The sequence below is a fragment of the Pontibacter russatus genome (assembly GCF_009931655.1).
GTDB lineage: Bacteria > Bacteroidota > Bacteroidia > Cytophagales > Hymenobacteraceae > Pontibacter > Pontibacter russatus.
Map to the genome: position 1 here is coordinate 4,026,541 of NZ_CP047984.1, position 22,874 is coordinate 4,049,414.

The 22,874-nt window shown below is 54.8% G+C and carries 17 protein-coding genes; 14 read left to right on the forward strand and 3 right to left on the reverse strand.

All coding sequences use genetic code 11. The features are described from left to right. Positions 1–111: 111 nt before the first annotated feature. From GSQ62_RS16730 to GSQ62_RS16740, 3 genes are all read left to right on the forward strand, one after another. On the forward strand, positions 112–927 hold the full coding sequence (locus GSQ62_RS16730) for a TIGR04290 family methyltransferase (RefSeq protein WP_161890574.1): 816 nt from the start codon (positions 112–114) through the stop codon (positions 925–927). A gap of 131 nt (positions 928–1,058) precedes the next feature. Further along, positions 1,059–1,622 carry an NUDIX hydrolase gene (locus GSQ62_RS16735; protein WP_161890575.1) on the forward strand — a complete coding sequence of 188 codons (564 nt, stop codon included), beginning with the start codon at positions 1,059–1,061 and terminating at the stop codon, positions 1,620–1,622. Positions 1,623–1,904: 282 nt separating this feature from the next. Beyond that, complete coding sequence (locus GSQ62_RS16740; protein ID WP_161890576.1) at positions 1,905–2,489, forward strand: nitroreductase family protein; 585 nt, start codon at positions 1,905–1,907, stop codon at positions 2,487–2,489. Between the two features lie 64 nt (positions 2,490–2,553). Here the strand turns inward: GSQ62_RS16740 and GSQ62_RS16745 are convergent, their stop codons facing one another. Next, positions 2,554–3,249, reverse strand: coding sequence for a TIGR02117 family protein (locus GSQ62_RS16745; RefSeq protein WP_161890577.1), 696 nt, complete (start codon positions 3,247–3,249; stop codon positions 2,554–2,556). A gap of 160 nt (positions 3,250–3,409) precedes the next feature. Here GSQ62_RS16745 and GSQ62_RS16750 point away from each other — a divergent pair, with 160 nt between their 5' ends. The 5 genes from GSQ62_RS16750 (at position 3,410) to GSQ62_RS16770 (ending at position 11,364) form a co-directional block, all read left to right on the forward strand. Continuing rightward, a complete protein-coding gene (locus tag GSQ62_RS16750) occupies positions 3,410–5,971 on the forward strand; it encodes a M14 family metallopeptidase (protein ID WP_161890578.1) in 2,562 nt (853 codons plus the stop codon). A gap of 392 nt (positions 5,972–6,363) precedes the next feature. Further along, the gene (locus GSQ62_RS16755; protein ID WP_161890579.1) at positions 6,364–7,932 is read left to right on the forward strand and encodes an outer membrane protein assembly factor BamB family protein; all 1,569 of its coding nucleotides are present in this window, start codon (positions 6,364–6,366) and stop codon (positions 7,930–7,932) included. 458 nt (positions 7,933–8,390) lie between these two features. Beyond that, a complete protein-coding gene (locus GSQ62_RS16760; protein WP_161890580.1) occupies positions 8,391–9,827 on the forward strand; it encodes an SLC13 family permease in 1,437 nt (478 codons plus the stop codon). Positions 9,828–9,922: 95 nt separating this feature from the next. Continuing rightward, entirely contained in the window at positions 9,923–10,105 is a 183-nt protein-coding gene (locus GSQ62_RS16765) for a hypothetical protein (RefSeq protein ID WP_161890581.1), read from the forward strand. A gap of 488 nt (positions 10,106–10,593) precedes the next feature. After that, positions 10,594–11,364, forward strand: a complete 771-nt coding sequence (locus GSQ62_RS16770; RefSeq protein ID WP_161890582.1) for an ATP-grasp fold amidoligase family protein — start codon at positions 10,594–10,596, stop codon at positions 11,362–11,364. A 20-nt stretch (positions 11,365–11,384) separates the two neighbouring features. Here the strand turns inward: GSQ62_RS16770 and priA are convergent, their stop codons facing one another. Then, entirely contained in the window at positions 11,385–13,916 is a 2,532-nt protein-coding gene (gene priA, locus GSQ62_RS16775; protein ID WP_161890583.1) for a replication restart helicase PriA, read from the reverse strand. A gap of 473 nt (positions 13,917–14,389) precedes the next feature. Here priA and GSQ62_RS16780 point away from each other — a divergent pair, with 473 nt between their 5' ends. The 6 genes from GSQ62_RS16780 (at position 14,390) to GSQ62_RS16805 (ending at position 19,724) form a co-directional block, all read left to right on the forward strand. Further along, positions 14,390–14,860 carry a thioredoxin family protein gene (locus tag GSQ62_RS16780; RefSeq protein WP_237586729.1) on the forward strand — a complete coding sequence of 157 codons (471 nt, stop codon included), beginning with the start codon at positions 14,390–14,392 and terminating at the stop codon, positions 14,858–14,860. 29 nt (positions 14,861–14,889) lie between these two features. Continuing rightward, a complete protein-coding gene (locus GSQ62_RS16785; protein ID WP_161890584.1) occupies positions 14,890–15,939 on the forward strand; it encodes an FAD:protein FMN transferase in 1,050 nt (349 codons plus the stop codon). Positions 15,940–15,944: 5 nt separating this feature from the next. Beyond that, positions 15,945–16,172: a DUF4266 domain-containing protein gene (locus GSQ62_RS16790; protein WP_161890585.1), complete on the forward strand. Its 228-nt coding sequence runs from the start codon at positions 15,945–15,947 to the stop codon at positions 16,170–16,172. Continuing rightward, a complete protein-coding gene (locus GSQ62_RS16795; RefSeq protein ID WP_161890586.1) occupies positions 16,163–17,374 on the forward strand; it encodes a DUF3570 domain-containing protein in 1,212 nt (403 codons plus the stop codon). Before GSQ62_RS16790 ends, GSQ62_RS16795 begins: the two co-directional genes overlap by 10 nt. A gap of 406 nt (positions 17,375–17,780) precedes the next feature. After that, positions 17,781–18,359: a phosphatase PAP2 family protein gene (locus tag GSQ62_RS16800; RefSeq protein WP_161890587.1), complete on the forward strand. Its 579-nt coding sequence runs from the start codon at positions 17,781–17,783 to the stop codon at positions 18,357–18,359. A 798-nt stretch (positions 18,360–19,157) separates the two neighbouring features. Then, positions 19,158–19,724 carry an HdeD family acid-resistance protein gene (locus GSQ62_RS16805; RefSeq protein WP_161890588.1) on the forward strand — a complete coding sequence of 189 codons (567 nt, stop codon included), beginning with the start codon at positions 19,158–19,160 and terminating at the stop codon, positions 19,722–19,724. 396 nt (positions 19,725–20,120) lie between these two features. On the opposite strand, the gene GSQ62_RS16810 is transcribed toward GSQ62_RS16805, so the two are convergent. Further along, positions 20,121–22,784 carry a cation-translocating P-type ATPase gene (locus tag GSQ62_RS16810; protein ID WP_161890589.1) on the reverse strand — a complete coding sequence of 888 codons (2,664 nt, stop codon included), beginning with the start codon at positions 22,782–22,784 and terminating at the stop codon, positions 20,121–20,123. Between the last annotated feature and the right edge of the window lie 90 nt (positions 22,785–22,874).

Genomic DNA, 22,874 nt, shown 5'->3' on the forward strand with positions numbered 1-22,874 from the left:
CTATATAAAATTTCTCTAACCTGTTATATAGGTGTTAGCCCCCGCTTTCCTCATTCGTAATTTTAAATTCACTCATTCAGTTATTCAAAATTCAGTTATTCAAAATTATATATGCAGGAGATAGAGCAGCTAGGGCCATGGTTTCACAATTTGCATTTACCCACCGGGGCGCAGACGGCGCCCAACCATACCTTAGGCGATTTTCCGGCATTTAAGTGGCAGCAAATAGAGCCATATATACCGGCAGACCTGTCGGGGTGGGAGGTGCTGGACATTGGCTGCAACGCCGGTTTTTACTCTATTGAGCTGGCGAAGCGCGGCGCCCATGTGCTGGGCATCGACGTGGACCCGCACTACCTGCGCCAGGCGGAGTGGGCGGCAAAGCAATTCGGCCTGGAGGACAAAATCGAGCTGAAGCAGCTGCAGGTATACGATGTGGCGCGCCTCGACCGGCAGTTCGACCTGGTGTGGTACATGGGCGTGCTCTACCACCTGCGCTACCCGTTGCTCTCCCTCGATATCCTGTCGCAGAAAACACGCCGCATGATGGTGTTCCAGACGCTGACCATGCCCGGCGAAAACGCGGTTGAAGCGCCGGATGATTTCGGCATAAACGACCGGGCGCGCATGCTGGACGAGGGCTGGCCCAAGATGGCGTTTATAGAGAAGAAGATGGCTGGCGACCTCACCAACTGGTGGGCACCTAACCATGCCGCCATCGAAGCCATGCTGCGCTCCTGCGGCCTGCGCGTAACCGAGCGTCCCGGCCACGAGCTATATATCCTGCAGGTAGACGAGGAACTGCGAAAAAACCAGCAGTGGAACCAGTCGGAGCTGCTTTCGGCTACCGGGCAGCAGTGGCAGCAGGCAGTAGGAGAGAAAGTGGCCGGCAAAAATAAGTACATGGTAGGCCAGAACGGAAAATGAAGCGGCCAACCGGAATCTGTCTTTGATAATCATCAACACTCCCATATAAACAGCACGGCCCGCTAAGCAAAGCGGGCCGTGCTGTTTATATGGGATGAGATATATAACTTGCGAGGAGCAAAGCATCGGATATGGAAAACAAAACCTATACCCCCGTCCCCTGGAAAGTGCTGAAATCGGAGATGGTGGTGGACGAGAAGTGGTACAAACTGCGCCGCGACCACGTGGCGCTGCCCAGCGGCCTGGAGATGGACGACTATTATGTGAGCGTGCGGCCGAATGTGGTGCTCACTTTTCCGCTTACCGAAGACAACCACGTGATCTTTGTGCGCCAGTACAAGCACGCGGCCGCCGATATTTTTGTTGAACTGCCCGGCGGGGTGATTGATGCGCACGAGACAGAGCCCTCTGAAGCCGCCAGGCGGGAGATGCTGGAGGAAACCGGCTTCACTTCTGATGATGTGGAACTGCTTCTGGAGGCCACCGACAACCCGACCAAAGACACCAACCGGATGTATTACTTCCTGGCCCGCAACGCGCGCAAGGTAGCCAAGCAGGACCTGGACGCGTCGGAGGCGATAGAGGTGCTGAAGGTGCCGCTGCGCGAGGTGGAGCAAATGATCCTGAGCGGGCAAGTGCGTGTGGCGGGCACCGTGGCCCTCTGCCTGCTGGCCCTGCGGAAACTGGGGATATAGATTTCTGCCGCCCAGGCCAGTTCAGGCTTTTAATTTTCTATCCCATTTAAACATTTCGGGCCTCACCAGCTTCTTTAGGAGAGCGAAAAGAGTCTATATGTCCTCTGCTGTTCCTTCAGCGGCGTACAACAGGATATATGAATGTGCAGGGAACATCGGGAAATCATCCATTGTTATGTTTGTACATTAAGTGTATATACATTTAATTTATATCACAGAAGTATGTAAACCAGAAGCATCCGCAACTTTTTTAAAGCGGAGGCGAGAGATCAATTTGAAGAAATGACGACATTGACAGAAAACAGGCTAGAAATAAACACACTGATTGAGGCCCGCCGAAGCCCCCGTGCTTTTGAGGACAGGGAAGTAACGGAGGAGCAACTGGAGACGCTTTTTGAGGCGGCCCGCTGGGCGCCATCCGCCATGAACGAGCAGCCCTGGCGCTTTATATATGCCACCAAACAAGACAAAGAAAATTTCGACCGGCTGTTCAGCTGCCTGCTGGAGGGCAATAGCTGGGCAAAAAAAGCGTCTGCCTTGTTCATCACCGTGGCAAAGAAAAGCTACGACTACGACGGCAGCCCGAACAGCCACGCGTGGCACGACGTGGGGCTGGCCACAGGCAATCTGCTGCTGCAGGCCACCGACCTGGGGCTGCATGTACATATGATGGGCGGTTTTAAGGCAGCCAAAGCACGCGAGGTGCTGGGTATTCCGGAAGGGTACGAGCCGGTGGCGATGGGGGCAATCGGCTATGCCGGTGATCCGGACACGTTGCCGGAGGCACTGAAAAAACGCGAACTGGCCCCGCGCACGCGCAAGCCGCTGGAGGAACTGGTTTTCAGGGGCACCTGGGAGCAGCAGTAATAGTAGAAGTTTAGTGTTTAGTTGAGTGAGCGCCCTGGGCTATATATAGCCGGGGCGCTTTGTTTTAACGCAGGTGCCGCATCACCGCAAAAGGGAGCGGGGCCCATAGTGCCGCCTTCACGCCTGCGGCCTTCAGTCCCCCGTTTACCCAGTTGTTGCAGTTTTTGAGGATATAGAATTTGCCGTGCGCCTCGTAAAACGTGTCCTGACCGGTGTAGCCGGAGCCAGTGATGTGGCGGTAGCCGCCGTTCTCCTTCTGAAAGGAAGCATCTATATATAGCACCAGCTGCCTGTACTGCTCCGGCGTGAGCAACACCGGCAGCTGCCTTTTGGTGGGCGTCAGGCGGGAGGCTATATATTCCACGTGCATGGCTGTCGGGGTGGGCCAAAGGGCGGCGCGAAGCGCCACGCCCGGTGTCAGGTCGCTCCAGGAAGGCGTCTTCATATAAAACTCGCGGTCACCCCAGCCAAAGGAAAGGTGGGTGTAGCTGCTGTCGGCGTTGGCGAAGTGGTGCAGCGGCACCTTCTCCCGCCAGTCTGTATAGGGCGTGGCCACCGGCACCACAATATCGGTATGCACGCCGTTGGAGGTAACGAAAATCTCCACCGGCTCCTCCGCGTGAGGGGCCTGCGCGAAACTGCTTCTCACAGGGAAGCTGCTCAACAGGAAGGCAGAAAGGAGAAATAGCACCACCGCTCCGGCCACAGTACCCACCGCCAACAGGAAGAAAGTGATGATTTTATATAGCATGCGCCGCATATCCTATGCATACGGAAAGTCCGGCTATAGATAGATTCCGGTGCAAAAATTGCCTGCGGAGCGACAGGCGCGGGAGCGGTTTACTTGCCGGTTTCAGCATTTATGTGGAGATTGTCTTTTATTTCAAACCTTAGGCAACCATTCCTCAACGAAAGAGCATATGAAAAACACGCTAAAGCGAGACCTCGCTTTGCTATGGATGCTGCTGTGCGCGCAGGTGGCGGTGGCGCAGGGGCAATTACAGTCTCCCGCGCAGTTTCTGGGATACCCGCTCGGCGGGCAGTTTACCACCCACAGCCGCATACTGGATTACGTAGATTATCTGGCGGCGCAGGCCCCAAACCGCATGAAGGTGCAGCCTTACGGAGAGACCTATGAGGGCCGCCCGCTGGTGCTGGCCTACATCGCCTCTGAGGGAAATCTGCCGCGCCTGGAGCAAATCCGGGAGAACAACCTGCGCCAGGCGGGCCTGCAGCCCGGGCAGGTGCAGGGAGACCAGCCCGCTGTGGTATGGCTGAGCTACAACATCCACGGGAATGAGGCGGTGAGCTCTGAGGCGGTGATGCAGGTATTGTACGATTTGCTGGACCCGGACAACGCGCAGTCGAAGGAGTGGCTGCAGAACACGGTGGTGATATTGGACCCGGTGGTGAACCCCGACGGCCGGGAGCGCTACGTGCAGTGGTACAAGCAGGCCTCGAACCGGGGCGGAAACGCCTCGCCCTATGCCTGGGAGCACTACGAGCCGTGGCCGGGCGGCAGGCCGAACCACTATTACTTCGACCTGAACCGCGACTGGGCCTGGCAAACGCAGCTTGAGTCGAGGCAGCGCCTGCAGGTATATAACAATTGGCTGCCCCAGGTGCATGCCGATTTCCACGAAATGGGCGCCGAGGCGCCGTATTACTTCTCCCCGGCGGCCAGGCCCTTCCACGAGAGCATCACGCCCTGGCAGCGCCAGTTCCAGAACACCATCGGGGAGTATAACCGCGAGGCCTTCGACAAGAACAACTGGCTGTACTTCACCCGCGAGAGCTTCGACCTGTTTTACCCCAGCTACGGCGACACCTACCCCACTTACAACGGCGCCATCGGGATGACGTACGAGCAGGGCGGCTCCGGCAGGGCGGGGCTGGCTTACCAGAAAGAGGACGGCGACACGCTGACGCTGACAGAGCGCATCGCGCACCACGTGGCAGCCAGCCGCGCCACGATTCAGGCTACGTCCGAAAAAGCAGACCAATTGAAGCAGGAGTTCCGCAAGTATTACGAAAATAACCTGAACAACCCCGGCGGTGAGTACAAAACCTTTGTGCTGAGAGCGGAAAACGGAACCGCTGGCAACCTGAAGGCGCTGACGGAGTACCTCGACCGGCAAGGTATCCGATATGGCTATGCCAGCAAAAGCAACACCGTGAAGGGATACAACTACAGCAACGGCAAAACGGAGAACGTGCGGCTGGCCCCGCAGGATGTGGTCATCAGCATGTACCAGCCCAAGTCTACGCTGGTGAAGGTGCTGTTCGAGCCGAACGCCCGCCTCGAGGATTCCCTGACCTACGACATCACCTCCTGGGCCCTGCCCTATGCCTACGGCGTGCAGACCTACGCCCTGAAGAACCGCCTTGAGGTGAACACCCCTAAGCCTGCCGCTCCCGCAGCAGCCGCCATCAGCATCAACAAACCCTATGCATACCTGGCCCGCTGGACGAACCTGCAGGATTTAAAATTCCTGACGGCGCTGATGCAGGCGGACGTGAAGGTGCGGCAAGCCGAGAAACCTTTTGCAACAGACGGACAGCAGTACGGCCCCGGCACGCTCATCATCACCCGCACCGGGAACGAGGCGATGGGCGATAAACTGGATGCGACGGTTCGGCAACTGGCGCAGGAGTACGGCATCAGCCTGAGCGCCACCGGTACCGGTTTTGTGAGCAGCGGTTCCGACTTCGGCTCCGGTAACGTGCGGTACCTGAGGCAGCCGAAAGTGGCCCTTCTTTCAGGCGAGGGCGTATCTGCCTATGGCTTTGGGGAGGTGTGGCACTTCTTCGAACAGCAAATCAGCTACCCGGTCACGGTGCTCAACACGTCTTACTTCAGTACCGTGCCGCTCCACGAGTTTGACGTGCTCATTCTGCCCACCGGCTCCTATACCCGCGTGCTGGACGAAGAGACGCTCGGGAAAGTGAAGGACTGGGTCAGCGCCGGGGGCAAACTGATTGCCATGGAAAGCGCCGCCGGTTTCCTGGCCGGCAAAACAGGGTTCAACCTGAAAAAGAAAAGCAAGGAGGAGGACAGCAGCAAGGACAAAGTTAAGAAAGCCGAGGATGAAGACCCTTATGAAAACCTGCGCACCTGGGGCGACCGTGCGCGCGAGGCGCTGCAGGACGAGGTGCAGGGAAGCATCTTCCGGGTAGATCTGGACAAAACGCACCCGCTGGCTTTCGGCTACGGCGATACATACTTCGCCCTGATTCGCTCTACGGACACCTTCAGCTTCCTCGAAGACGGCTGGAATGTGGGCGTGCTCAAAAAGGATAATTACACGACCGGCTTCGTGGGGGCTGATACTAAGTCCAAACTGCAGGATGCCCTGATATTGGGCACGCAGGAATTGGGCCACGGCCAGGTGGTGTATCTGGCTGACAATCCCTTGTTCCGCGGGTTCTGGCATAGCGGCAAACTGCTGTTCGGCAACGCCGTGTTCCTGGTGGGGCAGTAAGGGATTAAATCATGTAAGTATAGAGTCTAAATTAGTTTGACCTATTTTATTGTCAAAGGATTTTGGTTGCGAGCGGTAAATGCGCTCCATTAATGCTATCATTGTTCGCCCACAATGTCCTTTCAGGATGACAACATAATATATGTCTCTATATTTATAAAAGAGGCTTTTGGTCTACATCAAGGGCCTTCTTATATATGGTTGGGCTGCAAAATCTGTAGTGGCAGCCATAGGTTTTGAAACAGCCCTGTATGGCACCAAAGCGTGGGAGCGGCGTTATATATGGGTGTAGTGTTTTTCTTCATATAATCACTCGGCTCTCATACTGTTTATAGGCATTAAGTAGCGTATTTTTAAACTGCCTCCCGCAAACCATTTGAAGTTCCCAACCCATGCCTCCCACCACCCCCCTCATCCAAAAGACAATGCGGCAGCGTTACCTGCTGATAGGCTTAGGTTTACTTGTGCTTGCGGCTGTGGGAATAGCCGTTTACCTCACCTTTGTCAACCGTAGTCCCGACAATTGGATGACGCATTTCGAGGGAGTGGGCACAGGCTCTTCACCACGAATGGCCGACCTGAACCAAGATGGTGTGCTGGATGTGGTGATGGGGGCGGGAGGGGCAGAGAATCAGCCCAGTGATACGGCTGTCATCGCCATGGACGGTGCTACCGGCAAACTGCTCTGGCACGTTTCGGGCCGTAACCAGGTGGTGGGATCCCCGCTGTTTTATGACGTGACAGATGACGGCGTGCCGGACGTGTTCATAGGCGGGCGCACGGCGGAGTTGATGGCAGTTAACGGGGAAAGCGGAGCGGTGCTGTGGCGGTTTTTCCCTTACGACAATTCCATCAACCCCGCCGACTCCGGCATCTACAACTTCTACAACCCGCAGCTCATCCCCGACCAGGACGGAGACGGAAAGGAAGACCTGCTGATATCCAACGGCGGCGATTATACCGTGAAAGCCCACGACCCCAGAAGGCCCGCCGGGAAACTGCTGGTGGTTAGCAGCGGTAACGGCAGCATCATCGCAGAAGCGGAGGTGCCGGACGGCAGGGAAACCTATATGTCGGTGGTGAAAGCGAGCCTGCGGAACAACGGAACCGAGGATGTGATTTTCGGAACGGGGGGAGAGACCATCGGCGGCAGCCTGTACCGGACAACTCTGGCGGACATACTCGAAGGCGACATTTCGGATGCGGTGCTGCTGGCCACCGGCAAAAATAAAGGTTTTGTTGCTCCGCCTGCCCTGGCCGACCTCACCGGGGACGGTATATATGACATCATCGTGAATGCAGTGAACGGCCGCACCCTGGCCATCAACGGGGCAACTGACTCGCTGCTGTGGAGCGTGGCGTTGCCAGGCACCGAGATATACTCCACGCCAGCCGTAGGTTATTTTAATGGGGACGAGGTGCCGGATGTTTTCACCAACTACAGCATCGGGGTGTGGCCCATGATCAAGCGCTCCACGCAGCGGATGATAGACGGCAAAACAGGGGAAGTGCTGGCGACGGACACAGCCGGGATTTTCTCCTACGCTTCGCCGGTGGTGGCTGATTTCAACGACGACGGTTACGATGATGTGCTGCTGAGCGTGAACAGCCTGCTCCGCCTGAACCTGTACGACCACAGCAAGAGCCACATCAGCCAGCTGATGGTTTTTGATTTTAAAGAGGATATAACCTATCAGCTAGGCGACACCCTGCTCGGCAGCAACGTGGCCAGCACGCCGTGGCTCGGAGACATGGACGGAGACGGCAAACTGGATATCATCTCCAGCACCATCGAGCTGAACGGGCAGCGCAACGAAATCGACCTGCCCACCAACCTGCGGGTGTTTCACATCAAAACGCCTTTCCCTGCGAAAAACATAACGTGGGGAGGTTATATGGGCAGCCACTACGACGGGGTTTTCCGTGTGGAAAGAAGAGTGGCCAAGGTATCTGCTAAGTAAGGATCAAGCCAAGCGTTATATGGATATGTAGCTGCTGGAGTTATGTTGTAGTCAGTTTAAAACTAGCGCATTATCGCTGCGCAAGCATGTTCCAACCACCCCTGCCCCTCCTTATCCAAGGAGGGGAGTTTTTCTTACTATTTCTTTTTCCTTCCTCTTGGCAAAGGCCTAATTATATATGGCTATATATGGAGCGCTTATTTTGACGGCTATATCTTTAACTATAGTCTTTAAAGCTAGAGAAAGTAGCATCAGACGCCCCTCCTTAGCCAAAGAAGGGCAGGGGTGGTTGGATATATATGCTAAAATTATTTGACACTGAGCAAGTAAATTGAACAGGTGTACATATGGCTTATCGCTTTCTCATTATTTAATACTTTTGAGATTGGCGCAGCAGGACTATGCCATTTTAACGGATGTATCCCTATATTGTCTATCTCATATAGAACCAATTGAAAATGCCCCTGACGCGTAGAAACATAGGCCTGTTGCTGGCGCCGGTGCTGGCGTTGCTGGTGTGGTGGCTGACACCGGTTTTGCCGTATGAGGCGCGCGCGGTGGCCACCATCATGGCCTTCTGCCTCGTTTTCTGGATGACGGAGGTCATTCCCCTTTCCATGACGGCTTTTCTGGGGGTGCTGCTGGCGGTGCTGCTGGGCATCGCTGATATAAACACGGCTTTTCAGAACCTGGGCCACCCCATCATCCTGCTCTTCATCGGCAGTTTCCTGTTGGCCCGCTCCATGACGCGCCACGGCCTCGACAAGCGCATCGCTTTATATATCCTTTCACGCCCCTTTTTCCAGAAGAGCCTGTTCAGGCTGTTCCTGGGCTTCTCCTCCATTTCTTTCCTGCTCTCGATGTGGGTGAGCAACTCCGTGACGGTGGCCATGCTGCTGCCGCTGATGCTGGGCGTGACGCAACTGGTGTGCCAACCCGAGCAGGGGAGGAGCCCGGCCGTGTACTTCCTGCTAGGCATCGCCTACAGCGCCTCCATCGGGGGCATCAGCACCATCATCGGCTCACCGCCCAATTTGATAGGCGTCAATTATCTGGAGCAGCAGGGCATCACCATTGATTTTCTGGAGTGGATGCTGCTGGCGCTGCCCATCGCGCTGACCATGTACGGACTGATGGTGCTATACATGCACTTTTTTCTGAGGAAGTGCAGCTACAACCAAAGCACGGTGCAGGCCTATGTGGCCGAGCACCAGCAGCAGCAGCACAAACTGAAGCAGGGCGAAAAAGTGACGATGAGCGTGTTTTTGGTGGCAGTGGTGCTGTGGCTGTCGCCGGGTGTGTTTAACCTGTTGGGGCTGCAGGAGGCCTACGCGTTTATGAGCACCTACTTTGCCGAGAGCACCGTGGCCATCCTGGCAGCGCTGCTGCTTTTCCTGATTCCGCCGGGGCGGGAGAACAACGGCGAGGGAACCCTGACGGCACCCGACTTGGTGAAGATTGACTGGGACACGATTCTGCTCTTCGGCGGTGGCATGGCGCTGGGGCAACTGGTGGTTACCGCCGGCCTGGCCGACGTGATTGGCCGCAGCATCACCACCTTCGTGGACCCTGCGCAGCAAATGCTGCTGGTTTTTGGGCTGGTGACAATGGTCTTGCTGCTGACGGAGGTGAGTTCGAACACGGCGATCGCCATCACGTTTGTGCCCATTATCATCGGCGTGCTGCAGGGGCTGCATTTACCGTTGCTTTACCCGGTGCTTGGCGTGGTGGTGGCCTGCAGTTTTGCCTTTATGCTGCCTATCGCCACGCCTCCGAACGCCATCATATATGGGAGCAAGCAGGTGCCTGTCGGTGAGATGGTCCGGGCGGGCGTGTTCCTGAACGCTATCGGGAGCGTGGTGATTACCTTTTTTGTATTGCTCTATATAGGCTGAGGTAAGCGGCGGCCGGTTTTATAGCTGGCTGCAGTGCTTCCGGGCCGGGAATTTTCAGCTTCTCAAACAACCTTCAAAACACACTGATATTTTTTATGCAAAACCGCAAGACTTACCGCATTGCCGTGACGGCCGCCTGCTTTCTTTTTGCCGGGCTCAATGCTTACCAGATTATAAAGGGAGATTACAACGCACTGGATGTTTTCCTGTTGGTTATGTTCCTGATCTTCGGCTTCACCTATACCTACCTGCTGCTGCGGAAAGACCAGCGAAACTGAGGGGATATGGATGGGGAGGTATATAAAAGAAAAACCTGAGAGCCTATACTGTTCCTTCTGAACAATCAGACCCTCAGGTTCTCAACTTTTAGCCAAAGGTATCCATATATACGCAGGTGGATGAAGGTGGTTTGGCTTGCACTGTAAAATAAAAATCTTTTTGGCCTGTTCTACTGACGGAGTCTGCTTCCCTCCATGTACGGACTATCCAGAATTTTTACTAAATATATTAAGTTTTCTAAATCTTCGGGACGTGAATTACGTTATTTAGGTGGTTTACTTATACTTTTAACACATCCTATATAAAATTAAAGGCAATCTTTGCTGAGCCTTAGGCCTTATCCCATACCTCAACTTTTATGATTGATTTTTCTATTACCTCTTTAAAAGACAGATTTCGATCGCGTTATTATGCGCTGAGGGGCAAAGCCGATGCCTATGGCCCCTTTCACCAGCGTATTAGGCGCAGGCATACCTCTTTTTGGAATATGGCTGACGCAGAGGCTGTTCGCAATTCGCAGATGTCTGCCAGTGATGCGCTGGAGAAGTGGCAGGACGTGAAGAACTGGCAGCGCAAGCTGAGCAACAAGCACAACTCGCGGGAGTTCGCCAAGATGCACGGCTGTCGGGTGCCGGAGCTGTACTGGCGGGGGAGGGAGCCTAAAACGACAGACTTTGGCGCCCTGCCCGAGACATATGTCATCCGGCCCACCATCGGGCACTCCTCCGGCCTGGTGTTCCTGATGGACGGGCCGCTGAACCTGATGGACCAGAAAACCTACACCCCCGAGAGCATCCGGAGCACATTGCAGGAGGCCCTTGACCAAAACCCGGATCTGGAGTTTCTGGTGGAGGAGTTCCTGCGGGACGAGAAGGGAGAGCACCGCATCCCAGACGATTATAAGTTCTACATGTTTAACGGGGAGGTGGCCAGCATCCAGGTCATCAACAGGCTGGGGCCCTCGAGCGGGTACACCAGCTGCTACGACGAGAACTGGAACCTTATGCCGAGCGTGAATACCTACTACCCACAGGCCGATTACCAGCAGCCACCGCAATGCCTGCAGGATATGATAGCGCAGGCGAGGCTGCTGAGCAAATCGTATGGTATATTTGCCAGAATTGACTTTTATGCCACAGACAAGGGTGCTGTGTTCGGAGAGTTCACGCCGACACCATTCAAAGGCAAATTCTTCACGCCTGAAGCCGAGAAGATGTTTGTAGACTACTGGGACAAATATTGCGCAGGATTGGTATAAGATAGCCATATATAGCTAAACTACACCGGGTCCACATCCGCCACTACCCGGATGCCCTTAAAATCTGGGAGGAGCCGGAGGTTGAAGATCGCCTGCGCGATCTGGCCTTTGGCTGCTTTCAGGTTGGTGTTCTCGCGCGGCAGCTTAATGTGGATCTCCTGCAGGAACAGGTTCCGGATTTTGAAGATATAGGGTACCTCCGGCCCCAGCACCTGCTGCTTGCCCATGCGGTCCGCCAGGTCCTTGGCCAGCACGATGGCGGCGTTCTCCGTTATATGCTCCTCGGCATGCTTCACCGTGATCTTGATCATGCGCACAAACGGCGGGTAACCGAAGCGCAGGCGCTCCTCAATCTCGTGCTCGTACAGGCTCAGGTAATCGTTGTTGCGCACCTTCCGGAAGATCGGCTGCATGGGGTCGCGGGTCTGGATGATCACAGCGCCGGGCTTGCTCTTGCGACCGGCACGCCCGCTTACCTGCACAAACAGCTGGTACGCCCGCTCGTGCGCCCTGTAATCCGGGAAGTTGATGATGGTGTCTGCGTTTAGAATACCTACCAGGCTCACGTTCTCAAAGTCAAGGCCTTTGGTTACCATCTGCGTGCCCACCAGCACGTTGGTACGGCCAGTTTCAAAATCCGCGATAATCTGCTGGTAGCTGTTCTTTTTCTTGGTAGTGTCCAGGTCCATGCGCTGCACCTCGGCGTTGGGAAGCAGCAGCTTCAGTTCGTCCTCTACCTTTTCTGTGCCGAAGCCCATGCTTTTGAGGGTGGTGGCACCGCAGGCGGGGCAGTCGTGGGGCATGCGCTCGTGGTAGCCGCAGTAGTGGCAGCGCAGTTCGCTGTTGTACTTGTGGTAGGAGAGGCTCACGGCGCAGAACTTGCACTTAGGAATCCAGGAGCACTCGTCGCAGGAGATAAAAGGGGCATAGCCGCGTCGGTTCTGGAACAGGATCACCTGCTCCTGGCGCTGCAGCCGCTCTTCGATGGCTGTGAGCAGCTTACTTGAGAAGTGACTGTGCATGGTTTTGCGCTGCTGTTCTTCCCGTACGTTCACCAGCTCGATCTCCGGCATTTGCGCCTGCCCGAAGCGCTTGCTCATGGTCACCAGGCCCCAGCGGCCGGTCTTGCAGTTGTAGTAACTCTCGATGGCAGGCGTGGCCGAGCCCAGCAGCGTTTTCGCACCCTGGAGGTTGGCCATCACCAGCGAGGTTTCGCGGGCATTGTAGCGCGGCGCCGGGTCATATTGCTTGTAGCTGGCCTCATGCTCCTCATCCACGATCACCAGCGACAGGCTGTGGAAAGGCAGGAAGATGGACGACCGCACGCCCACCACCACCTGGAAGCGCCCCGACAGAATGCCCTGCCACACCTCGGCCCGCTCGTTGTCAGAGAACTTAGAATGGTATACCCCCAGCTTCTCGCCGAACACCTTCATCAGGCGCGTCACGATCTGGGCGGTGAGGGCGATTTCCGGCAGCAGGTACAGCACCTGCCCTCCGCCTTCCAGCGCGTGCTTGATCAGATCTATATATACCTCGGTTTTGCCGCTGCCCGTCACGCCGTGCAGCAGCACCGTGTCTTTCTCCTTGAACAGCCCCAGTATCTCGTCCTTCGCCTGCAACTGGTGCTCCGACAGCGCCATGGGCAGTTGCTGCGGCTCGTTGTCCATCGGGAAGCGCGACACGATCTGGTCGAACTGCTCCAGCACACCTTTCTTGATCAGGGTGTTGATGGAGGAGGCGGAGAGGTGTGGGTTGCCGGTGAGCGCGCTTTTCTCAATGCCCTTGTAGTTCAGGTGGATGTCCTGGTGCACGGGCACCTTCTGCAGGTAGTTCAGGAGGATGTCGAGTTGCTTGGGCTGCGGTGTGAGCTGGTTGAAGAGCTCTTCCAGCATGCCTTCTTCCTGCACAAAATGCTCGGTCAGGCGCACCTTCTTCACCACCTTCGGCGCGAACTTGTCGCTCACCTGCTCATATATGATAATCGCCTCTTTCTGGATGAGCGACTTGATGAACTTGTGGTAGTTGCGGAGCTGCAGCAGGTTACCGACTTCGGTAAACGTAAGTGCCTGGTTTTGCTGCAGCGCAAAGATGATTTTCTCCTCCTGCGGGGCAAAGATGATCTCGTCCTCCTCGGGGTTGTAGTGGGGGTGCAATTGTATCCGCGACTCGCTGCTCAGCTTCAGGGCCGACGGCAGCGCCGCGTTGATCACCTCGCCCAGCGTGCACATATAGTAGTCGGCCATCCACTTGAACAGCTTCAACTGTGGACCGGTCACGATGGGCGTGTCGTCGAGCACGTCCAGTATGTACTTGGCCTGGTAGTCGGCGGGGGCGTTTTCGTGTATGTCGGCCACAATGCAGCTCAGCACCTTTTTCGCCCCGAACTGCACAATCACGCGCGCGCCCACCAGCACCTCGTCGTTCATCTCGAACGGGATGCGGTAGGTATATAGCTTGGGCAACGGCAGCGGCAGGATCACATCGGCAAACAACGTGACGCGGTCCGTGGCCGGCTCAGGGGGGAAGTTGAAGTTCAGTAGCTCTGACAAGGGTGAATCGGTTTTGCCTTCCTGTGCAAAGGTCGTAAAAATTCGGGGATAGTATAGCATCGGTCCTTGCAAGTAAGCAGGCCCCGGGTATATGCGGAGAAGTCCTGCATATAACGTGAATCCAGGATTATAATGCCTAGGCTGCAAGGCGGTCCTGTTGCTGTTTGCCTGTTCTTGACAGGCGGCGATGCCTGCAGTTTGGGTTAATTGGTTCCGGCTGGATGTCTGGGTCTACCAGTCATAAACCTGAGAAGCTAAAAAGCCGGTTACAGGTAGCGCAGTTGCCATTTGGGCGAGATGAATAATCTTAAAAAAGAAAATGGTCCGGATAGAACTACAACTGTTGCTGCTGCGTTAAATCTACGTGAACCTTTAAGCACAACCCCGTATAGCACGAACTCTACACCTTATTCTGAAATCGGCCCACTCTTGAAATGGCCGCCCGGAAGTGTCCAACAACTAAAATGGTGATAATGAAACGTGCATTCTCTTTTACCCTGCTGTGGGTTTGCTTCTTACTGGCTTATCGCGCCAATGCCCAGTCCGGTCCTGATCAGCAAAAATGGCAACACAATTATGAGGAAGCAACCAAGCAGGCTGCGGCGGAACACAAGCCCATCCTGATGGTGTTTGCCGGCTCAGACTGGTGCAAGCCCTGCATCATGCTACGCAGAGAGGTTTGGGACACGCCCGAGTTCCGCGACTATGCCAAAGAGCACTTCGTGCTCCTGGAACTTGACTTTCCGCGCTTTAAGAAAAACCAGCTTCCGGCGGAACAGAAGAAAGATAATGAGCAATTGGCCGAACGGTACAACCAGGAAGGCGTCTTTCCGCTCGTTGTATTGACGGATGCGCAGGGGCAGGTGCTGGGGAAAACTGGTTACCAGCCGGGCGGCCCCGAAAAGTACATCTCGCACCTGGAGCAGCTCCTGCAGCACAATTAGCAAAACTTCTTCCAAGAGCGCATACATATATGCACAAGTTCATGAAAATAGGGTGCCTGCTGCTGGCAGTCATGGGCAGCGTGCAGGCGCAACAGGCAAAACCGGAGCTGAAGACGCAGAAAGAGGTGCTCTTGCTGATGGGCACTCGTTTTGAACTGGTGGCTGTGTCAGAGGATGAGCAGCTGGCGAAAGAGGCCATTGCGGCAGGTATAAAGGAGATACGGCGCATCGAGGCCCTCATTTCGGAGTGGCAGCCCACCTCCCAGACAAGCGCCATCAATCGGAGCGCGGGTGCCATGCCCGTGCCGGTGGACGAGGAACTGTATGAGCTCATCCGGCGCAGCATCCGCATTTCGGAGCTGACGGGCGGTGCCTTCGACATCACCTGGGCAGCAGCTGACAAGATATGGAAATTCGATGGCTCCATGACAGAAATGCCTTCACGGGCGGATGTCGAAAATTCAGTCCGGCACATTGGCTACCAGAAGATACGGCTGATACCGGAAACGCACAGCGTGTTCCTGAAAGAGGGAGGCATGAAGATTGGGTTCGGGGCTATTGGCAAAGGCTATGCCGCTAACCGCGCCCGCGACCTGATGCGGGGCATGGGCATTAAAAGCGGGGTGGTGAATGCGGCCGGAGACATGGTCACCTGGGGCAGGCAGGCCGATGGCCAGCCCTGGTTTGTAGGCATAGCCGACCCTGCCGAGAAAGACAAGGTTTTCTCCTGGCTCACCGCCGACGAGACAGCGGTGGTGACTTCCGGCAGCTATGAAAAATTCGCCGTGATAAACGGCAAGCGCTACGGGCACATCATCGACCCCCGTACCGGCTATCCCGTTACTGGTCTCAAGAGCGTCACCATCATTTGCCCGGACGCGGAACTGGCCGACGCGCTGGCTACTTCAGTTTTTGTGCTGGGCCGGGAAGAGGGTTTATACCTGATCAACCAGCTGAAAGGTGTGGAGTGCCTGCTGATTACGGACAAGGACGAAATAGTCACCTCCGACAACCTGCACCTGCACTACTACAAGAGCAAGCCACTACCCGGCAAAGCTGCCAAGGCCTCTAAAACTTAATCTATATGAAGTATATAAAAAGTGCTGTCGCGCTGGTCTTTGGCGTCATTTTGTTTGGCTCGCTCAGCGGCTGCGAGGTGGTCAGGCCTTATCAGAAAACATACCTGAATGAGGAGGAGATGAAACTGAGCGCCCGGAAGCTGGAATCCTTTGAGACGAATTTTCAATCGTACCGCGAAGGCGCCTCCGGCGCTAACGGCGGCAAAGTGGGAGGGGGGTGCGGATGCAACTGAGGTATATAGGGCTGCTGATGGCCTGCACGCTGACAACATCGGCCTTTGCCCAAAGCACGCCCGCACCAGCTCCGGCACGCCGCGTAAGGAAGCTTGATCCGGCAGAGGTAAACATCCTGGGCAGTTATTACAGCCAGGACGGCAACCATTCGCCCGTAACCGGAGGGACAGGCACCGAACAACTCACCGATGTGACGCCCGCCGTCATCGTGAACGTGCCGCTGGATACGGTGACCAACCTGAACGTGAACTTCGGGATGGATTTTTACTCTTCGGCTTCCTCCGATAAAATTGACTTCAATGTGTCGTCGGCCTCCAGTTCCGATCTGCGCACCCATCTCAATGTGGGCATCAGCCGCCGCAACAGCGCCACTCGTATCACCAGAAGCCTGACGCTTGGCGGCTCCACGGAGTACGATTACCAGTCGCTGTCGGTCGGTGCCGGCTGGGCGAAAGAGTCACGGGACGGGAACAGGGAACTCAGCCTGAACGCCACGGTCTATTATGATATATGGACACGCATATACCCCGCGGAACTGCGCAACAATGGGGAGGAACTCGTCAGCACAGACAAGCGGCAATCCTATAACCTGTCGGCCACGCTGGCGCAGGTGATCAACCAGAAAATGCAGGCCTCCCTCTCTACCGACCTGGTGTACCAGTCGGGATTGCTTTCCACGCCTTTCCACCGGGTATATTTCCGGGAGCAGGAAATGCCGCGCGTGGAGCAGCTGCCGGACCAGCGGCTGAAATACCCTGTGGGGCTGCGGGTGAATTACTACCTGAACGACTATGTGACCACGCGTTTCTTTTACCGGTTTTATGGCGATAGCTGGGGTGTGACGGCCCATACATTCGAGCTGGAGACACCGGTCAAGTTCGGGCCGTTCTTTTCCTTTTACCCTTTTTACCGCTTTCATACCCAGTCCGCCGCTGATTATTTTGACCCTTACAAAGAGCACAGCCTGAGCGAGGAATTTTACACCTCCGACTATGATCTCTCGGGCTTCAGCAGCCAAAAGGCAGGTATAGGGCTGCGCTATTCCCCGCTGTTTGGGATCAGGAGCCTGGGCTTGCCCTTTACCAAAAACAAGACCCTGTTCAAAGGGATAGAAGTGCGGTTCGGGAACTACTGGCGCAGCGACGGGCTCAAAGCCTTCATTATCAGCACAGACCTTAGCTTTACCATGCCGCACAAGTAGGAGCCATGTTGAGAAAAGGGAATGAAAGTGCTTGCATTTTGGGACACTGAAACGATGTCAACAGCTATATCCCCCTCAAACCTCCTTTGCGATGGCAAGAGCATCATTTTCTTTCAGGAGCACTAGCGTAAGGCTATGGTCTCTGCTGCTGCTGCTGTTACTGAACTGCCAGGCGCTGCAGGCCCAGACAAGCCCCATCTTAACGGATTCTTTAAACACTCACGTTCTTCTGCAGCATTGGTCCGGCGAGGAGGGGTATGCCTCTGCTGGTTTACTTAAAAAGACCCGGCAGTCCCCTGTTTTTATCGGAACTGCGCTCGTTGTAGTCGGGTCAGGAGTCTGGACGGCCACTTTTGCCCTGGCTGATGAGCCACTGCAGCAGTATGTCCAAAGCCACCGCTCCAATATGGCCGATAAAATGGCGTATATGGTGCAGCCGCTTGGTCGGCAGCAATACATGGCGCCCCTTGCCGGTGCAGCCTTTGCGGGTGGTCTGCTGTTGAACGATTCCAAATTGCAGAAGGCGGGGCTGGTGTCACTCGGAAGTATACTTGTCAGCGCCGGGATAACGGACATACTAAAAAATCAGTTTCACCGGCACAGGCCCAACGCCACCACCGAAAACCATATCTTCGACGGGCCCGTTCGCCAGACGGACAATACGTCCCTTCCCTCTGCCCATACCGCCACCGCATTTGCAGTGGCTACCTCTGTGGCGTCCGTGTATGGGTATGAGTACAAATATGTGCCCCCGATAGCCTATGGCATTGCCACGCTGGTAGGCGCTTCCCGCATAAACGACAACGTACATTGGGCCACTGATGTGATAGCAGGCGCCCTGGTGGGCTACCTTTCTGCGAAGGGAACTATATACCTGTATGAAATGGCCGATCAGAAATTGAAAATAAGAAGGCAGCGGCGGCTCCTGATTATGCCCCAGCCGGGTATTGGATCAGGGGGGCTAAGCGCGACGCTGGTATTTTAGGCATCATATCCATATCCTTCGGAACATGCGCGTTGAATTTTGCCCGCCCGCAGGCTCCCCTCCTTCGAGGAGTTGGGTGCAGCATATATAGAATACCTTCATGCGCTGTTTTCGGGTCATATTGGTATTATCCGTGCATCTGGATATCCAAAGTAATACCTGATCATATATACAGCCTTCCATAGCAACATTGCTTAGGCCATTCCCCTTTGGTTTAAAAAGAGAAAGCTATATATGGTAAAATCCTCAGGCGACATGGTATAACAGACACCTTGCCTCTGATCAGAGTCATCAGACGCATTTATGAACAACAGCCCTCAAAGCAATCGCCTAGTAAGCAATTACTCCCACGCCTTTACCCGCCGTCGCTAATGTGGACATGAAGGCGGCATTTTCCGGTCGCCGGGGGGCGCGGTAGGCGCTTTTAAGGTAATGGTGGCGTCTTCGGGGAAGGGAAGGGACTCGCCGGTCAAGGCAGACTCCTCTATCTGCGGGCTGGCCGGTTTAAGCAAGCGTGGATCGGCGGCAACATGCCTGCTAACCCTACCACTTGCCAGTTCCAGGGTAACTTTTTTATTACCCGGACCCATTCAGTAAAGCTACCATAACAAGGTTCTGATGTTTTATTAAACGCTTGATTGTTATTCTGTTATCATTTAAAAACGTATAAAGGAGAAAAGATTTTACTGGATAAAATAAATTCAGCAAATAAAATTTTTGGAAAGTGGGCGGCTCCCGGCTGAGGATGCAGCATGATTGAGTTAGTAGCGCAAATAACTGGTGTTAAATGTAAAAGCCATGAATGAAACTCTTAATATTTCGCATGCAGGAAGATCCACTTACTGGTATCTTCCATTGCTACTGGGCATTTTGTTTGTTGCCTTAGGGGTATGGGTCATTTTCACTCCCCTTGAATCTTATATAGCCTTGGCCATAATATTTGCAGTTACCTTTTTGATCTCGGGCATACTGGAGATCATGTATGCGATTTCTAACCGGCATGGGATACACAACTGGGGTTGGTCACTGGCGGTCGGTATAGTCGATTTAATCATAGGCGTCATGCTGGTTACAAAACCTGTGATTTCTATGGCTGTCCTTCCGATCTATGTAGGCTTTGGCATCCTTTTCCGCTCCGTTATGGCGATTGGCTGGGCATTTGAATTAAAACGGCGGGAGGTGCCTAACTGGGGATATTTGTTAGCTTTAGGTGTTTTAGGATTATTCTTTGCCTTTATAATGATTTTGAATCCTGTATTTGGCAGCCTAACCATTGTATTCTACACTGCGCTGGCTTTGATCTCCATTGGTGTGTTTCAGATCTCCCTGTCGCTTCGGCTCAAAAAGCTTCAGCGTAGTTTATAAACGACATATTATGGAAATGAGGCTGGGTTAAATAGACCAATGGCATCATTATATACTCATCCTGATAGGGCAAAAGGTATAGCATTCTCATATACGCTTGCGGAAAAGGGATTTGAAGCCAGCGCCAGGTATAGCATCACACCCTATATGACAGCCCCGGAAGCGTAAAGGTAGCGGCAGCGCCATGCAGTTGCCGTGTCAGGAATAACAAAATTCGGACGGCCTTTCTCTATGGACAAAATCCCGCTGAAAGGGAGAGAACTGCGGGGTGCCAACTATTGGCGCAGCGACGGTCTCAGGGCTTTTATTATCAGCACGGCCCTCAACTTCACGCCGCCTTCCAGAAAGTGACTTAAGACCCGGATCGCCAGGGAAGCAGGTGAGAGGCATGCCTGGTTAAAATGATTGCTGCTTTCTGCGAGCCCGCAGGTATATTTTGCCCAGTTCATTTACCAGCAGCGGTACCAATCCTAAGGTAAGGACCACTAACCAACCGGGGGTATCGAGCTTGGTCAGGTTGAAAGCTTTCCGCATAAAAGGCACGGCTATCACCACTAATTGCAGTGCCAGCCCCAGCATGATGGCGCCTATCAGGTACCTGTTCGAGAAAACGCCAAGCTGGAAAATGGATTTAGTCTGATGCCGCATGGCCAGGGCGTAAAAGAGCTGGCAGGCCACCAGCGTCATAAAGGCCAGGGTTCTGGCGTTCTCCAGCGTGGCGGCAGGGGCGGCATCATCAAAAGGGGTGTATCCGTGCTCGTAGTAGCCGAACCAGAAGGCAAAAATGGTGATCGCACCGATCAGAATGCCGCCCCCCAACACACGCCAGCCCGCAATGCCGGTAAAGAAGCTTTCGTTCGGGTTGCGGGGCTTTTCCTGCATCACATCCGGGTCGCCGGGGTCCATGCCCAGCGCGATGGCTGGCATGGTGTCCGTGAGCAGGTTGATCCAAAGGAGCTGGGTTGCGATCAGAGGCGCTTCCCAGCCAATCATCAGCGTAATGAACATGACCACCACCTCGCCCAGGTTACAGGTCAGCAGAAAGAGGACGGCTTTCCGGATGTTGTTGTAGATGTTTCTGCCCTGTTCGATGGCCGATACAATAGTGGCAAAATTATCATCGGTCAGAATCATGTCCGAAGCGTTTTTGGCCACGTCGGTGCCCGTAATGCCCATGGCCACCCCGATGTCAGCGGCGTTGAGCGAGGGCGCATCGTTCACGCCGTCTCCGGTCATCGAGACCACATTGCCATGCGCCTTGAGGGCACGCACAATTTTAACTTTATGTTCCGGCGAAACACGTGCGAAGATGCGGTAGTCGTTGACCTTTTCGCTGAATTCGTGCTCGCTTAGCCTGTCTATCTCCTGACCCGTAATGGCCTGGTCCAGGTTGTCGGCTATACCTAGTTCATGGGCGATGGCGAAGGCGGTGATCTTGTGGTCGCCCGTGATCATGATGGTCTTGATGCCCGCCTCTTTTGCCTTACGCACGGAGTCCTTCACCTCGGTTCTCGGAGGGTCCATCATCCCGACAAGCCCCAGCAAGATCAGGTCTTGCTCCATCTCATCGGGGCCAACCACTGTATCCACTGGCTTGTAGGCGACTCCCAGCGTGCGAAGGGCCTGCTCCGACATGCGGGCAGTCGCTTCCTGCACCTGCTGTTTGTGTTTCTCAGAAATCGGGACCACCTGCCCTTTTTCGTGTACATGCGTGGTCAGCTGCAGGAGGTTGTCGATAGCGCCTTTAGTGTACACCGTATATCTGCCGTTTTCCTCGTTCAGGGTCGACATCAGCTTCCGGCCCGAATCAAACGAAAACTCTTCAATGCGTTTGCTCTGCCTGCCCAGTGCTCGGCGGTCTAAACCTAAGTCGTCTCCCAGAATCAACAGGGCGATTTCGGTCGGGTCGCCGGTTCCTTCGCCGTTTTCGTAGGTGGCGTCGGAGCAGAGCACCATGGCTTTGGCGAGCAGGATGGCATCGTCGGTAGAGGGGTTTGCCTTTTCACGCTCCACGGCCACTTCCCCCTCGGAGTTAAAGTACCTCAGAACCGTCATCTTGTTCTGGGTGAGCGTGCCTGTTTTGTCGGAACAGATGATGTTGACAGAGCCTAGTGTCTCCACCGCTGGCAAACGCCTGATAATGGCGTTGTGTTTGGACATGCTCGTAACGCCGATCGAAAGCACAATGGCCACGATGGCGGCCAACCCCTCGGGTATGGAGGCCACGGCCAGCGAAACCGAAATGAGAAACATCTCCGCCAGGTCTCTCCCTTGCAGCAGGGCCACCGCAAAGATCAGCACGCAGATGCCGATCGCGAATTTGCCGAGCGATTTGCCGAGCTTGTTCAGCCGGATTTCCAGCGGGGTTTTAACATCCTCCTCGGTGTCGATGATGGTGGCGATCTTGCCCACCTCGGTTTGCATGCCTGTACCCACGACCACGCCCACGCCCCTGCCCGCCGTCACCAATGTGGACATGAAGGCGGCATTATCGCGGTCGCCGAGGGGCGTGTTGGGCGCTTTTAAGGTGATGGTGGCATCTTTGGGGGAGGGAACGGACTCGCCGGTCAGGGCAGACTCCTCTATCTGCAGATTGGCCGATTCAAGCAGGCGGAGGTCGGCGGCAATATACCTGCCAGCGTCCAGTATCAGTACATCGCCCGGTACTACGGTTTCAGAGTCAACCTCTTTCACGATGCCCTCACGGCGCACGAGGGCTTTGGGGGAGGCTATTTTTTGCAGCGCCTCGATGGCATTGCCCGCCTTCACTTCCTGCACCACACCCAATACCGCATTCAATATGATCACAGCCAGGATGATGATGGCGTCGATGTATTCGCCCATGAACACAGTGATGACCACCGCTGCGAGCAGCACATAGATGAGCCAGTCCTGAAGCTGCGCCAGGAATAGCTGCAAGATGCTCTTTTTCTTTTTTGCCGTCAGCTTGTTAGGGCCATACTTTTCCAGACGGACTTTCACTTCCGCTTCGGAAAGTCCCTGAGCAGGGTCTACTGCCAGATCTTTCAGAACAGCCTCTATTGATTTGGAGAACCACATGTCGTGCTATCGATTCGTGACGCCAATAAAATAAAGTTAGCGATAAGCAGTGACAGTTCGTTTACATCGGCTTCGGTTTCAACTTAAAAA

What these genes read in the sequence shown, in the direction of transcription:
- GSQ62_RS16765 (WP_161890581.1), top strand. Translation starts at nt 9,923, where the DNA reads ATGCAAAACCGCAAGACTTACCGCATTGCCGTGACGGCCGCCTGCTTT.
- GSQ62_RS16735 (WP_161890575.1), top strand. Translation starts at nt 1,059, where the DNA reads ATGGAAAACAAAACCTATACCCCCGTCCCCTGGAAAGTGCTGAAATCG.
- GSQ62_RS16790 (WP_161890585.1), top strand. Translation starts at nt 15,945, where the DNA reads ATGAAGTATATAAAAAGTGCTGTCGCGCTGGTCTTTGGCGTCATTTTG.
- GSQ62_RS16750 (WP_161890578.1), top strand. Translation starts at nt 3,410, where the DNA reads ATGAAAAACACGCTAAAGCGAGACCTCGCTTTGCTATGGATGCTGCTG.
- GSQ62_RS16755 (WP_161890579.1), top strand. Translation starts at nt 6,364, where the DNA reads ATGCCTCCCACCACCCCCCTCATCCAAAAGACAATGCGGCAGCGTTAC.
- GSQ62_RS16730 (WP_161890574.1), top strand. Translation starts at nt 112, where the DNA reads ATGCAGGAGATAGAGCAGCTAGGGCCATGGTTTCACAATTTGCATTTA.
- GSQ62_RS16795 (WP_161890586.1), top strand. Translation starts at nt 16,163, where the DNA reads ATGCAACTGAGGTATATAGGGCTGCTGATGGCCTGCACGCTGACAACA.
- GSQ62_RS16745 (WP_161890577.1), bottom strand. Translation starts at nt 3,249, where the DNA reads ATGCGGCGCATGCTATATAAAATCATCACTTTCTTCCTGTTGGCGGTG.
- GSQ62_RS16805 (WP_161890588.1), top strand. Translation starts at nt 19,158, where the DNA reads ATGAATGAAACTCTTAATATTTCGCATGCAGGAAGATCCACTTACTGG.
- GSQ62_RS16810 (WP_161890589.1), bottom strand. Translation starts at nt 22,784, where the DNA reads ATGTGGTTCTCCAAATCAATAGAGGCTGTTCTGAAAGATCTGGCAGTA.
- GSQ62_RS16780 (WP_237586729.1), top strand. Translation starts at nt 14,390, where the DNA reads ATGAAACGTGCATTCTCTTTTACCCTGCTGTGGGTTTGCTTCTTACTG.
- GSQ62_RS16800 (WP_161890587.1), top strand. Translation starts at nt 17,781, where the DNA reads ATGGCCGATAAAATGGCGTATATGGTGCAGCCGCTTGGTCGGCAGCAA.
- GSQ62_RS16760 (WP_161890580.1), top strand. Translation starts at nt 8,391, where the DNA reads ATGCCCCTGACGCGTAGAAACATAGGCCTGTTGCTGGCGCCGGTGCTG.
- GSQ62_RS16740 (WP_161890576.1), top strand. Translation starts at nt 1,905, where the DNA reads ATGACGACATTGACAGAAAACAGGCTAGAAATAAACACACTGATTGAG.
- GSQ62_RS16785 (WP_161890584.1), top strand. Translation starts at nt 14,890, where the DNA reads ATGCACAAGTTCATGAAAATAGGGTGCCTGCTGCTGGCAGTCATGGGC.
- GSQ62_RS16770 (WP_161890582.1), top strand. Translation starts at nt 10,594, where the DNA reads ATGGCTGACGCAGAGGCTGTTCGCAATTCGCAGATGTCTGCCAGTGAT.